The 14,835-nt window shown below is 74.8% G+C and carries 4 protein-coding genes; all 4 read left to right on the top strand.

Annotated elements, in window-relative coordinates; all coding sequences use genetic code 11:
- Positions 1-87: 87 nt before the first annotated feature.
- The 4 genes from ACFFRH_RS02920 (at position 88) to ACFFRH_RS02905 (ending at position 14,829) form a co-directional block, all read left to right on the top strand.
- Positions 88-5,211 (top strand): non-ribosomal peptide synthetase, encoded by a 5,124-nt coding sequence (locus ACFFRH_RS02920; RefSeq protein WP_386153878.1) that lies wholly within the window; start codon positions 88-90, stop codon positions 5,209-5,211.
- 494 nt (positions 5,212-5,705) lie between these two features.
- Positions 5,706-11,270 carry a type I polyketide synthase gene (locus ACFFRH_RS02915; RefSeq protein WP_386153876.1) on the top strand — a complete coding sequence of 1,855 codons (5,565 nt, stop codon included), beginning with the start codon at positions 5,706-5,708 and terminating at the stop codon, positions 11,268-11,270.
- Complete coding sequence (locus ACFFRH_RS02910) at positions 11,267-11,476, top strand: MbtH family protein (protein ID WP_344748423.1); 210 nt, start codon at positions 11,267-11,269, stop codon at positions 11,474-11,476. Before ACFFRH_RS02915 ends, ACFFRH_RS02910 begins: the two co-directional genes overlap by 4 nt.
- The gene (locus ACFFRH_RS02905) at positions 11,473-14,829 is read left to right on the top strand and encodes a non-ribosomal peptide synthetase (RefSeq protein ID WP_344748425.1); all 3,357 of its coding nucleotides are present in this window, start codon (positions 11,473-11,475) and stop codon (positions 14,827-14,829) included. The genes ACFFRH_RS02910 and ACFFRH_RS02905 overlap by 4 nt, the downstream gene beginning before the upstream one ends.
- Positions 14,830-14,835 lie beyond the last annotated feature (6 nt).

Below are 14,835 nucleotides of genomic sequence, written 5' to 3'. Positions count from 1 at the left end.
GTTTAGGGCTATGGGGGGTGAATGCTCGAAGCGATGCGGGGGGACTCGTCGTCCGCCTCGTTGCACGGTCCGTCGTCCACTCCACCGGTGCCGCCGACGGCTCCCGCTCCCGCCGCCTGGACGGCCGGACCGTCCCACATCGCCCCGGCCGCGCGGCTGTGCGACCTCGTCGCCGCCCAGGCGGCGCGGACGCCCTCAGCACCGGCGATCCGCCAGTGGGAGACCAGCCTCACCTACCGCGAGCTGATCGGCGCCGCCACCGCCCTTGCGCTGCGGCTACGTGCTCTCGGGGTGGGTCCGGAGGACCGGGTCGGGCTCTGTGCCAGGCGCACCCCGCTGATGACCGTCGCCGTCCTCGGCATCATGATGGCGGGCGGCGCGTACGTCCCCCTCGACCCCGCGCACCCGCGCAGGCGGCTCGACGAGGTGCTCGACGACGCGAGCGTCGCGGTCGTCGTGGCCGACGGCCACGGCCGCATGCTGCTGGACGGGTGCGGGCGTCCCCTGGTCGAGCCGGAAACGAGCGCCGCGACCGGAACCGTGTCCGAAACCTACGCCGGAACCGTCGCCGGGATCTCGGCCGCGAGCCTGACCGAAATCACGGCGGAGCGCGCCGGCGGGCTCGCCGCCGAGATCACCGACATCACCGACATCACCGGCGCCGGCCCGGCGCTGCCCGGGAACGCCGCCTACGTTCTGTACACGTCCGGATCGACCGGGCGGCCCAAGGGCGTGGTCGTGAGCCACGCGTCCGCGGTCGCGTTCGCCTCGGCCGCGACGGCCCATTTCGGTCTGGACGGCACCTGCCGGTCGATCGCGTTCTCCGCGCTCGGGTTCGACGTCTCGGTGCTCGACATGCTCGCCCCGCTCACCGTGGGCGGTTGCGTGCAGCTGGTGCCGGACGAGGACAGGACCGACCCGGCCCGGCTGCAGCGCTTCCTGGAGGCGCACGACGTCACCTGGGGGTTCGTCCCGCCCGCCCTGCTGCCGCTGGTCGACCCGGCCGGGCTGCCGCACCTGCGCGACCTGATCACGGCCGGTGAGCCGCCGGGTCCCGAGCAGGTGGCCCGCTGGTCGGCGCACACCCGCTTCCACAACTGGTACGGCCCCACCGAGACCACCGTCTGCGTGGTCGGCACCGAGCTGTCGGGGACCTGGGAGCGGTCGCTGCCGATCGGGTACCCCCTGCGCGGCTGCCACGCGCACGTCCTGGACGAGGACATGCGCGAGTGTCCCGTCGGCGTCCCCGGCGAGCTGTACATCGGCGGGCCCCAGGTGAGCCGCGGCTACCTGGGCCTGCCCGGCATGACGGCCGAGAGGTTCGTGCCCGACCCGTTCGGCGACGTGCCCGGGGCGCGCCTCTACCGCACCGGCGACCACGTCGCCTGGCAGGAGGACGGCCGGATCGCCTTCATGGGACGGCTGGACCGGCAGGTGAAGATCCAGGGACAGCGGGTCGAGATCGGCGAGGTCGAGTCGGTGGTGCGGGCTCACCCCGAGGTGGCGCAGGCGGTGGTCGACGCCCCCGGCGAGCTGGTCGCCTACGTCGCGCCGCTGGACGCGCCGGGGCTGGCGGCCCTGCGGGTGCACTGCGCCGGGCGGCTGCCGGTCTACATGCTGCCCACCCGCGTGGTGCGCGTCCCCTTCCTGCCGCTGAACGCCTCCGGCAAGGTGGACCTCGCCGCCCTGCGCGCCCTCCCCAGGGACGCCTCCGGGACTCCCGGGGACACGAACGGGGACACGAACGGGACCGCGAACGGTGGCGCCGCCGGAAACGGGGGCACGGCCGGGACCCCGGGACTGGCGGGGATCTGGGCGCGGGTGCTCGACGCCCCCGTCCCCGGCCCCGACGACGACTTCTTCGAGCGCGGCGGGCACTCGCTGCGGGCGATGCGCCTGGTGTCGGCCATCAGGGCGGAGCTCGGCCGGGACATCTCGGTCGAGGACGTCTACGCGGCCCGCACCTACGGCGCCCTCTCCTCCGGTGTCGAGAACGCCCCCCCGCGGGACGCCGAGGGGTCCGCCCCCTCGTCGGGCGAACCCCCGTCGCTGTCGCCCGCGCAGCGGCGCATGTGGTTCGTGGAGCGGCTCGCCCCCGACACCCCCGCGCACAACATCGCGATGGCCGAACGCGTGCGCGGCCCGCTGGACCACGGCGCGCTGCGCGGCGCCCTGGAGTCCGTGGTGGCCCGGCACGAGACGCTGCGCTGGCGGATCGCCTCCCGCGACGGCGTGCCCCACGTCACGGTCGTCCCGCCCGGCGAGGTGCCGCTCCCGCTCGACGACCTCTCGGCGCTCCCCCACTCCGAGACCGCGCTGGAAAAGGCGCTGGAGACGGTGCTGGAGACGGAGGCGCGGACGCGGTTCGACCTGGCGCGCGACCCGCTGCTGCGGGCCAGGCTGATCCGGCTGGCCGAGGACGACCACGTGCTCGCGGTGACCGCGCACCACATCGTCTTCGACGGCTGGTCCCAGGACGTCTTCTACCGGGACCTGAGCGCCGCCTACCGTGGCGACCTGCGGGGCCCGGCGGGCGCGTCGTTCGCCGACTACGCGCGCTGGTCGAGGGAGCGCACGGACGGCGACGGGGTCGACTGGTGGCGCGAGCACCTGAGGGACGCCCCCATGGTGCTCGACCTGCCCAGGGACACCCCCCGCCCACCTGTGCAAACTTTTTTTGGAGCGCTCCGAACAGCGGAGATTGACGGCGAGACCGGAGAGCGTGTCAGGAGACTCGCGGTCCGGCTGGGGGTCACCCCGTACCCGGTGCTGCTGGCCGCGTTCGCTCAGCTGCTCGCCAGGCTGTCCGGGCAGCGGGACCTGCTCGTCGGCACCCCGTACGCCGACCGGGGGCACGTCGCGTTCGAGTCGCTGATCGGCATGTGCGTGCGGATGCTGCCGCTGCGGCTGCGCCAGGACCCCGAGGTCTCGTTCGAGGAGCACGTGATTCGCTGCCGCGACGAGCTCGCCGAGGTCGTCTCGCACGGCGACGTGCCGCTGGAGCGCGTCGTGGAGGCGCTGCGCGTCCCGCGCGACCTGGGGCGCAACCCGGTGACGCAGGTGCTGTTCAACATGTACAACTTCGCCGAGGCCAAGCTGGACCTGCCGGGCTGCGTGACCGAGCCGCTGCCCGCCGGGCTGCCGGGCGCGCTGTTCGACCTGACGATGTACGTCAGCGAGCGCGGCGACGGCGACGACGGATACGCCCTGCAGCTCGTCTACAACCCCGACCTGTTCTCCGCCGCCAGGATGGACGCCCTGCTGGCCGGCTACACGCACCTGCTGGGCGACCTGCTCGCCGACCCGGCGGGGGCGGCGCGCGAGGCCCGGCTGGCCCCGCGGGAACCGCCCGCCGCGCTGCCGGTCTGGGACGGTCCCGGGCCGCTGGACACCCTGCACGGCGACGTCGTGGTGGAGGGCGCGGGGCGGGTCCTCGGGCACGCGGAGCTCGTCGCGCTGCGCCACCGCACGGCCTCGGCGCTGCGCGCGGCCGGGGTGGAGCCCGGCCAGGCGGTCGCGGTGCTCGCCGCGCGGGTCCCCGAGCTTCCCGGGCTGCTGCTGGGGGTGCTCGCCACCGGGGCCCGCTGGGTGATCCTCGACCCGGCGCACCCGGCGCCGGTGCTGGCCCGTCAGGCCGCCGCCGCCGGAGCCGTGGCGGCGCTGCGCTGTCCGGGCGCGCCGCCACCGGCGGGCCTCCCGGAGATCACGCTCCCGGAGACCGGGCCGCCGGAGACCGTTCCTTCCGGGAGCGGGCCGTCCGGGAGCGGGCCGTCCGGGAGCGGGCCGTCCGGGAGCGGGCCGTCCCCGGCCGGCGGGTCCCCGCGGGAGCCGCACCCGGTGCGGGGCTACCTGTCGCTCACCTCGGGGACAACCGGCGACCCCAAGCCGGTGGTGACCGGTGAGGGACCGCTCGCGCACTTCGTCGCCTGGTACGCGGCGACCTTCGCGGTGACCCCGGCCGACCGCTTCGCCCTGCTGTCGGGCCTGGCGCACGACCCCGCGCTGCGCGACGTGTTCGTGCCGCTCGCCACCGGCGCCCGGCTGTGCGTGCCGGAACGGGAACTGCTCCGCGACCCCGTCCGGCTCGTCGCGTGGCTGCGCGAGCACCGCGTCTCCGTGCTGCACCTGACCCCGCAGCTGGCCAGGATGCTCTGCGGGACCGGCGCGGTGCTGCCCGGGGTCCGGCTGGTCGCGACCGGCGGCGACCGGCTCACCCACGCCGACGCCGCGCGGCTGCGCCGCCTGGTCCCGGCCGCCCGCCTGGTGGCCTTCTACGGCACCACCGAGACGCCGCAGGCCCACGCCTGGCACGAGATCCCCGCCGGGCTGCGCGAGAGCGCGGAACCCGTCCCCGCCGGGCGTGGCATCGAGGGCAGCGAGCTGGTCGTGGTCGGCGAGCACGGCGACCGGGCCGGGGTGGGCGAGCTGGGCGAGGTGGTCGTGCGCAGCGCCAACCTGGCGACCGGCTATCTCGACGACGGGCTCACCCGGCTCCGCTTCACCGGGGACGCCTTCGCCACCGGCGACCTCGGCCGCCTCAACCCCGACGGGACGGTGACGATCGCCGGGCGGCGCGACGACCAGGTGAAGATCCGCGGCTTCCGGGTGGAGCTCGGGGAGGTGGAGGCGGCGCTGTCCGCCCACCCCGAGGTCCGCGCCGCCGCCGCGGTGGCCCACCGGGACGAGCGGCGCGAGACGGTGCTGCACGCCTACGCGGTACCCCGCAGACCCGGGCTGGCCGCGCCGCGGCTGCTCGACCACCTGCGCGCGGTGCTGCCCGAGCACGCGGTGCCCGCCGAGGTGGTCGTGGTCCCCGCGCTGCCGCTCACCCCCAACGGCAAGGTCGACCGCGCCGCGCTGCGCCCGCCCGTGTCCCGGCCGGGAGGCGAGACGGGCGGCGAGGTGTCCGGCCCGACCGAGCGGGCCGTGGCCGAGGTGTGGCGGGCCGTGCTCGGCGTGCCGCGAGTGGGCGCGGCCGACAACTTCTTCGAGATCGGCGGCCACTCGCTGGCGATCGCCGCCGTCCAGGCCCGCCTGGGCTCGGCCCTCGGCCGGGAGATCCCGATCGTGGACCTGTTCCGCCATCCGACCATCCGCGCGCTGGCCGCGCACCTCGACGGTGGAGGCCCGACTCCCGGCCTCGACCGCGCCGCACGGCGGCTCGCCGTGCGGCGAGACCGCCTCAAGGACCGCTCAAGGAAGCCGAGCTGACGACCGCACGATCACCCGCACCCGAATCCGAGCCCAGGCTCGGCCCCACCCCCGAACCCGTATCCGAACCAGCGTCCGAACCCGCGTCCGAACCCGCGCCCGAGACCGGACCCGGCCCCGCAGCCGAATCCGAGCCGGACCCCGCACCCGGACCCGAGACCGAACCCGGACCCGAGACCGGACCCGGCTCCGCGGCCGAATCCGAGCCGGGTCCCGCACCCGAACCCGTACCCGAACCGACATCCGAACCGACGTCCGTCCCCCCTCCGGCCCCCGCGGCCGGACCGGCCCCCGCCCACCCCCTCGCGTCCGAGACCGAACCGGCGACCGCACGACCTTCCGGAGCGCGAACCCGGCCGGTGACCCACCCGACAGCCGAGCCGGCGATCGAGTCGCCACCCACACGACCATCCGCACCGGAAACCGAGCCGACCTCCGTACACCCCCCCGCACCGGCGCCGACCGCGCCCCGCATGGAAGAAAGGGACCCCCGCATGGCCGAGGAGCCCACCGTCGAACCGATCGCGATCATCGGCCTCTCCTGCCGGGTGCCCGGTGCCGGGGACGCCAGACAGTTCTGGCGCAACCTCGCCGACGGAGTCGAGTCGCTGACGCACTTCACCCGCGAGGAACAGCGGGCGCTCGGCGTGCCCGACCACATCCTCGACGACCCGGACTTCGTCCCGGCCGCGATGATGCTCGACGACCACCAGGGGTTCGACGCCGCGTTCTTCGGCATGTCGATCAGGGAGGCGGAGATCCGGGACCCGCAGCACCGGCTCTTCCTCGAACTGTCGCACACGGCCCTGGAGGACGCGGGCTACGACCCGTTCAGGTATCCGGGCGAGATCGGTGTCTACGCCGGTTCCGGCTCGGACTTCTACCAGTGGATCAACATCAGGAGCAACGCGCAGGCCCACGCGAACGCGGGCTGGCTCGCCGTCATGGTCGGCAACCACGTCGACTACTGCGCCACGCTGTCGTCGTACAAGCTGGACCTGCGCGGCCCGAGCTACACCCTGCACACCGCGTGCTCGACCTCGCTGGTCGCGATCCACGTCGCCGCCGAGGCCCTGCGCAACGGCGAGTGCGACATGGCCCTGGCGGGCAGCGCGATGCTCGACCTGCCCCAGGGGCAGGGCTACGTGTACGACGAGGACGGCATCGTCTCCCCCGACGGCCACTGCCGGGCCTTCGACGCCAAGGCGGCCGGGACGATCTGGGGCAGCGGCGGCGGCGTGATCGTGCTGAAGCGGCTCTCGGAGGCGATCGAGGACGGCGACAACGTCCGGGCGGTCATCCTGGGCAACGCGATCAACAACGACGGCGCGAGCAAGGTCGGGTTCTCCGCGCCGAGCATGGACGGCCAGGCCGCGGTGATCGCCCAGGCGCTCGGGGTGGGCGGGATCGACCCGCGCACGATCACCTACGTCGAGGCGCACGGCACGGGCACCGCGCTGGGCGACCCGATCGAGGTCGCGGCGCTGAGCAACGTGTTCCTCCAGGACACCGACGACACCCAGTGGTGCGGCATCGGCTCGGTCAAGAGCAACATCGGCCACCTGGGCCAGTCGGCGGGCATCGCGAGCATCATCAAGGCGGTGCTGGCCCTGGAGAACGGGCTCATCCCGCCCACGCTGCACTACGAGAGCCCCAACCCGAAGATCGACTTCGCCCGGAGCCCGTTCTACGTGACGGGGACGCCCACCAAGTGGGAGCGCAACGGCTTCCCCCGGCGGGCGGGCGTCAGCTCGTTCGGCATCGGCGGCACCAACGCGCACATCGTGCTGGAGGAGGCTCCGGTGCCGTCCCGCCAGGAACGCGAGGGGCGCGAGCCCCGCCCGGCGCACCTGCTGCGGCTGTCGGGCAGGACCGACACCGCGCTGGCCGCCGCCGCCGAGCGCCTGGCCGCGCACCTGGAGGCCCACCCCGACGCCGACCTGGCCGACGTCGCCCACACGCTGCGCGTGGGGCGCAGGGAGCTGTCGCGCAGGAGCGCGGTGGTGGCCTCCGGCGTCGCCGACGCGATCGCCGCGCTCCGCGACCCCAAGCGGACGATCTCCGGTGCCGCCTCCCGACGCACCCCGCGGACGGCCTTCCTGTTCTCCGGGCAGGGCTCGCAGTACGCGGGCATGGGTGCCGAGCTGTACCGCGCCGAGGCGGTCTTCAGGGACGCGGTCGACGAGTGCGCCGAGATCCTGCGGCCGGTGCTGGGCGAGGACCTGCGCGAGCTGATCTTCGCCACCGGCGAGGAGGCCGGCGAGCGGCTGCGGCAGACGGCGCTGACCCAGCCCGCCCTGTTCACCGTGGAGTACGCCCTGGCCGCGCTCTGGCGCTCGCTGGGCGTCGAGCCCGCCGGGATGATCGGCCACAGCATCGGCGAGTACGTCGCGGCGACCGTGGCCGGGGTCTTCACCCTGCCGGACGCGCTGCGGCTGGTGGCCGCGAGGGGCCGCCTGATCCAGGGCATGCCCGCCGGGGCGATGCTCGCCGTGCAGCTCGCGCCGGACGAGGTCGGGCCGCTGCTGCCCGACGGCGTGTCGGTGGCGACCGTCAACGGACCCGGCACGTGCGTGGTGGCCGGTCCCCCGGCCTCGATCGCCGAGCTGTCGGCCCTGCTGGAGGAGGAGGGCGTCGGCAGGATGGAGCTGCGCACCTCGCACGCCTTCCACTCCTCGATGCTCGACCCGATCCTGGGCGAGTTCCACGCGCTGGTCGCCGGTGTCGAGCGGTCGGCGCCGAGCCTGCCGTTCCTGTCGAACGTGACCGGCACCTGGATCACCGCGGACGAGGCGACGGACCCGTCGTACTGGGCCCGGCACATGCGTGAGCCGGTGCTGTTCGGCGACTGCGTGGCGACCCTGCTCGCCGACGGCGACTGGATCATGATCGAGTGCGGTCCCGGCAAGCAGCTCGCCGGGCTGGCCAGGGCGCAGACCCCGCCGGGCGCGGTCGCGCCGCTGCCCTCCCTGCCCGGCCCCAAGGACGCCGGTGGCGACACCGGAGACACTGCCGTGTTCTCCGCGGCGTACGGCACCCTGTGGGTGAACGGCGTCGCGCTGGAGGCGTTCGGCGAGGAGGGGCACCGGGTCTCGCTGCCGACCTACCCGTGGGAGCGCCAGCGCGCCTGGATCGACCCCGACCCGCGGGGCGCGTTCGTCGGCGGCGTGGCCAACCCCGCGCCGGTCGAGGACGACCTGCCGCTGGACCGCTGGTTCAGCGTGCCGGTGTGGCGGCAGGTCCCGCCGGGGCCGGCGCCGCTGGCTCCGGTCACCCGGGCCCTGGTGTTCGCCGACGACGGCTCGGCCGGGCTGGTGGACGCGCTGCGCGCGACGGGGGCCGAGGTGATCGAGGTGCGGCCCGGCGACGGGTTCTCCTCGGGGAGCCCCGACGGCGTCCACACCGTCCGTCCCGCCGAGCGCGCCGACTACGACGCGCTGCTGGCGGCCGTGGGCGAGGTGCCGGGGCGGGTGGTCCACGCGTGGACCGTCGGCGGTGAGCCCGCCGCCGGGACCGAGGGGACCTGGAAGGCCCAGGACCGCGGCTTCTTCAGCGTGCTGGCCCTGGTGCAGGCGCTGAGCGCGGCGCAGCCCGCCGACGCCGCCGACGGGGTGGAGCTGACGCTGCTCACCTCGGGGGCCCAGGACGTCACCGGCGGCGACCTGCTCCGCCCGGAGCACGCGACCCTCGCCGGGTTCCCCCGGGTGGTGCCGCTGGAGACACCGTGGCTGCGGGTGCGCCACGTCGACGTCGAGGGACGCGACTGGATCAGGCACGCCGCCGCGGAACTGGGCCGCAGGCCCGAGCCGGACGAGGCGGGACTGCTGCCCACCGTGAGCATCAGGGGCGGCCGCCGCTGGCTGCAGCACTACGAGCAGCTGGAGGTGCCCGCCGCCGGGACGGCTTCCGCGGAGACGGCCGAGACCGTCGGCGGGCAGGCCGGTCCCCGGGACGGGCAGGTCTACCTGATCACCGGCGGCCTGGGCGGCATCGGCGTCTCCCTTGCCGCGGACCTGGCCGCGCGGGCCAGGGTGCGGCTCGTCCTGCTGTCCAGGACCGGGCTGCCCGACCGGGCGGAGTGGGACGCGCACGAGGCCGGCCGCGCGGGCCGGGCGATCGCCGCGATCCGCAGGATGGAGGAGGCCGGGGCCGAGGTCCTGGTGCTCGCCGCCGACGTCACCTCCCCCGCCGACATGCGCCGGGTACGGGAGGAGACGATCGCCGGGTTCGGCCGGGTGGACGTGATCGTGCACGCCGCGGGACTGCCCGGCGGCGGCATGGCCGAGATCAAGGAGCGAGCCGCCGCCGAGGAGGTGCTGGCGCCCAAGGTGGTCGGCACGCTCGCGCTGCGCGAGGCCTTCGGCGACCTCGACCTGGAGGCCGTGGTGCTCTGCTCGTCGATCACCGCGGTCGCGGGCGGCTTCGGCCAGGTCGACTACTGCGCGGCCAACAACTTCCTCGACGCGCACGCCAGGGGCGAGCACGGCTGGGGCGCGGCCACGGTCGTCTCCGCCAACTGGGGCAAGTGGCTGGAGGTCGGCATGGCGGCCGAGGTCGCCGCGCCCGCCGGGTTCGTGGCGCTGCAGCGCGGCGACCGGATCAGGGCCGTCGACCACCCGGTGCTGTCGGCCTGGCACGAGGCCGACGGTGAGGGACTCGGCTGGGCCGGGGGCGGTCTCTCCCCCGACACCCACTGGGCGCTCGACGGGCACCGCATCTCCGGGGTGCCGGTGCTGCCTGGCACCGGCCACCTGGAGCTGGCCCGCTGCGCCACCGAGGTGGTCCTGCCCGGCCCCGGCGCCGTCGAGCTGCGCGACGTGGTGTTCGTCGAGCCGCTGTCGGTGGCCGACGGCGCCTCCGCGGAGGTGCGGGTGACGTTCAGCACCGAGGCGGACGGCGCGGACTTCCAGGTGCGCAGCGTCATCGGCGGCGAGCAGCGCACCCACGCGCGCGGCACCGCGGCCAAGGTCGACGCCGGACCCGCCGGGCGGGCCGACGTGGCGGCGATCATCGAGCGCTGCACCCCGGCGTCCGACGAGCAGGGCGGCGTGCCGCTGTCCGGGCTGCTCACGCTCGGCCCCCACTGGGGCCACATGAGCAAGTGGTACATCGGCCAGAACGAGGCCCTGGGCCTGTTCGAGCTGCCCGAGGAGCTGTCGCAGGACCTGGACGGCTGGGGCCTGCACCCGGCGCTGCTGGACAGCGCCACCTCCTTCACCTGGATCGACGTCGTCGGCCACTACCTGCCGCTCGGCTACGGCCGCATCACCGTCAGGGACCGGCTGCCCGGCAGGTTCTGGAGCCACATGCGCTTCCGCGACAGCGGCACCGACGAGGTGCTGGCGGTCGACGTGACGCTCATCGACTCCGACGGCGTGATCGTCACCGAGATCTCCGACTACGTGCTGCGCCGCATCAACACCGACGCCGTGGTGGCCGGGGTGACGGCCGACGCCGGGGCCCAGCGGGCGGGCACGGTCACCGTCCCCGACCAGGGCGGCCAGGTCGCGACGACCGCCGGAGGCCCCGACGCGGTCGGCATCCGCCCCGCCGAGGGCGCCGAGGCGTTCCACCGGCTGCTGGCCACCCCGCTCGGCGCGCAGGTGGTGATCGCCGCGACCCCGGTCGCCGCCTACCTGGCCGGTGTCGGGTCGGTCACCCAGGAGACGGTCGAGACGGAGCTGGACCCGGCCGCCGTGTCGGACCGTCCCCGTCCCGGCGGCGCGGTGGCCGACGACTACGTGGCGCCGCGCGGCGACGTCGAGACCGCCATCGCCCGGCTGTGGAGCGAGGTGCTCGGCGGCGAGCGCATCGGCGTCGACGACGACTTCTTCGAGCTCGGCGGCAACTCGCTGATCGCCGTGCAGCTCATCGCCCTGATCCGCAAGGAGCTGGGCGTGCGGCTGCCGATGCGCAGCCTCTTCGAGGAGCCCACGGTGGCCGGGGTCACCGCGCTGATCGAGCAGGCGCGCGCCGCCACGCCGGCGGCGGCGGAGACCGCCCCGGCCGCGAGCCAGACCATGATCCCCCGTCTCCCCCGCAGGAGTGAGCAGCAGTGACCGAACCCGTTCCCGACACCAAGGTCGTCCTCAACGACGAGGAGCAGTACTCCATCTGGCCCTCGGGCCGCGACAACCCGGACGGCTGGCACGACGCGGGCTTCACCGGCACCAAGGACGAGTGCCTGGCCCACATCGAGCAGGTCTGGACCGACATGCGTCCGCGCAGCCTGCGCGAGGCGATGAAAGCGGGAGACGCGGGATGACCGACCAGGTGGTGGACGTCTTCCCGTCCTCCTCCGGGCAGGAGCGGATGTGGTTCCTCGCCCGCTTCGAGCCCGAGCTCGCCGTCTACAACATCGGCATGCTCATGCCGATGAGCGCCCGCCAGCCGGTCGACCCTCGCCGGCTGGAGGCCGCCGTCTCCCAGGTGGTACGCCGCCACGAGGTGCTGCGCACCGTCTTCGAGTTCAGGGACGGCCAGGTGATGCAGATCGTCAGCGGCGCCGTCCCCCCGGTGCGGCTCACCGAGACCGACCTCACCCACCTGCCCGCCGGCGAGCGCGAGACCGAGCTCGCCCGGCTGGCCAAGTCGGACGCGGTCACGCCGTTCGTGCTGGACCAGGCGCCGCTGTGGCGGCTGCGGCAGGTGCGGATGGCCGACGACGACCTGCGGCTGATCTGCGTGTTCGACCACACCGTGTTCGACGGGGTCTCCAGCCACGTCTTCGTCAACGAGCTGGAGGAGTGCTACGACGCCATCGGCGAGGGACGCGAGCCCAAGCTGGCGGAGCTGCCCATCCAGTTCGCCGACTTCGCCGTCTGGCAGCGGGGCAGGCTGACCGGCCCGTTCGTCGAGGACGAGCTGGCGCACTGGCGGGAGCGGCTGGCCGGGATCCCGGCCGACCTCGCCCTGCCCGCCGACCGGCCGCGCCCGCGCAGCCGCTCCTACCGGGGCGAGATGCGGCTGGGCGCGTTCTCCCCGGAGGCGTCGTCCGGGATCCAGCGCCTGGCCAGGGACCTGAACTCGACGCTGTTCACGGTCATGCTCACCGCGTTCGCGACCGTGCTGGCCCGCTGGTCGGGCCAGTACGACGTCGTGGTGGGCACCCCCATCGCGGGGCGGCTGCTGCCGGAGACCGAACCCGTCATCGGCATGTTCGTCAACGCCGTGGCGCTCCGCGCCGACCTGACCGGCGACCCGACGTTCGCCGAGGCGGCCGGGCGGGTGCGGACCACGGTCGCCGAGGCCCTGGACCACCAGGAGCTGCCGTTCGAGCGGCTGGTGGAGGCGTTGCAGCCGACCAGGGACCTGAGCGTGCCGCCGATCTACCAGGTGATGTTCAACCTGGCCGCCGACACCAACGAGGGCCAGATCGCCAACGGCACCGCCAAGGTGGACCTGCAGCTGGACCTCAACATGCGTGAGGGGCGGCTGCACACCCGCCTGGAGTACAGCACCGACCTGTTCGACCGGTCCACGATCGAGCGGTTCGCCGCCTGCCTGGAGACGCTGGTCGAGGCCGCGGTCGCCGCCCCGGGGACGCCGATCTCCCGGCTGCCGCTGCTCACCCCCGCGCAGCGGGACCACGTCCTCGCGCTCGGCACCGGCGAGGACCCCGGTCGTGTCGTGAACGTCCTGACGGGCACGGCGGGCACGGCGGGCACGGCGGGCGTGACGGGCGTGGCGGGGGCGACCGGTCCGGCCGGCGCGCTGGACACCGGCGGCGCCGACGGCGCCGCCGAGGCCGGTACGGCGCCGGCCTCTTCGACCTGGCCGACCTCGCCGGCCTCGCTGACCGCGCTCGTCGAGGCCCAGGTGGCGAGGACGCCGGACGCCCCGGCCGTGGTCACCGGCGACACCACGCTGACGTACGCGGAGCTGGACGAGCGCGCCACCGCGCTGGCCCGCTGGCTGCGCGGGATCGGGGTGAGGCGGGGCAGCCCGGTGGCGGTGTGCGCCGAGCGGTCGGCGGAGCTGGTCGTCGGCCTGCTCGCGGTGCTCAAGGCGGGCGGGGCGTACGTCCCCCTCGACCCGGAGTACCCGCCGTCGCGGCTCGCGTTCATGCTGGCCGACAGCGGGGCCCGGGTGATGCTGACCCAGCGTCACCTGCGCGACCTGCTCCCCGAGGGCGCCGTCAAACCGGTGCTGCTGGACGCGCCCGACACCTGGGGACCGCAGCCCCCGGGAACCGCGCTTCCGGTGACGGGTCCCGGCGACGCCGCGTACGTGATCTACACCTCGGGTTCGACCGGACGGCCCAAGGGCGTCGTCAACACCCACGGGGCCATCGTCAACCGGCTCGCCTGGATGCAGGACCGGTTCGGCCTCACCCCGGACGAGGCGGTCCTACAGAAGACCCCGACGAGCTTCGACGTGTCGGTCTGGGAGTTCTTCTGGCCGCTGGTCACCGGGGCCTCCCTGGTGCCGGTCCGGCCGGGCGGGCACCGCGACCCCAACCACCAGCGCGACCTGATCAAGGCGCACTCGGTGAGCACCGCGCACTTCGTCCCCTCGATGCTGGCCCTGTTCCTGGAGGAGACCGGCATCGAGTCGTGCCGCTCACTGCGGCGGGTGATCTGCAGCGGTGAGGAGCTGCCGCCGCGCCTGGCCGCCCGCTTCTTCGAGCGGCTGCCCGGGGTGGAGCTGCACAACCTGTACGGGCCGACGGAGGCGGCGGTCGACGTGACCGCCTGGCGGGTGGAGCCCGAGGGGGTGGACGCGCGGCACACGCTGCCCATCGGCCCGCCGATGCCGGGCAACCGCCTGCACGTCCTGGACGACCTGCTCCGGCCGCTGCCGGTCGGCGTACCCGGGCACCTGCACATCGGCGGGGTACAGGTGGCGCGCGGCTACGCGGGCCGTCCCGGCCTGACGGCCGAGCGGTTCGTGCCCGACCCGTACGGGCCGCCCGGCTCGCGGCTGTACGCGACCGGCGACCTGGCCAGGGTCCGCGCCGACGGGGACATCGAGTTCCTGGGGCGGCTGGACGACCAGGTGAAGGTGCACGGCTGGCGGGTCGAGCTCGGCGAGATCGAGGCCGTGATCGCCGAGCACCCCCGGGTGCGCCAGGCGGTCGTGGCACTGCGCGACGACGCCCCGGGCGGGCGCGGCCTGGTCGGCTACGTCGACTGGTCGGGAGAGCCCTCGGCGCTCACCGGGGAGCTGCGCAGGGCGCTCGCCAAGAAACTGCCCGCCGCGCTCATCCCGCAGGCGTTCGTCGGGATCGACACCGTCCCGCTCGGCCCGAGCGGCAAGCTCGACCGGGGGGCGCTGCCCGCGCCGACCGGTTCCGGCCGGGGCGACCTCGGCACGCCGTACACGGAGCCGCGCACCCCGCTGGAGACCGAGCTGTGCGCCCTGTGGAGCGAACTGCTCGGCCGGGAGCGCATCGGCGTCGAGGACGACTTCTTCCAGCTCGGCGGCCACTCGCTGCTGGCGGTGCTGCTCGTCACCCGCTACCGGGAGACGTACGGCGTGGAGATGCCGCTGCGGCGGTGCTTCGAGATCACCACGGTGACCGAGCACGCCCTCGCCGTGCTGGAGCTACAGCTCGGGGACGACGACGAGGAGCTGGCGGCGCTGCTCGCCACGCTGGAGGACCCCGCGGATGAGTGATCTGAG

The sequence above is a fragment of the Streptosporangium vulgare genome (assembly GCF_042428775.1).
Taxonomy (GTDB): domain Bacteria; phylum Actinomycetota; class Actinomycetes; order Streptosporangiales; family Streptosporangiaceae; genus Streptosporangium; species Streptosporangium vulgare.
This window is presented reverse-complemented; position numbering and strand designations above follow the sequence as displayed.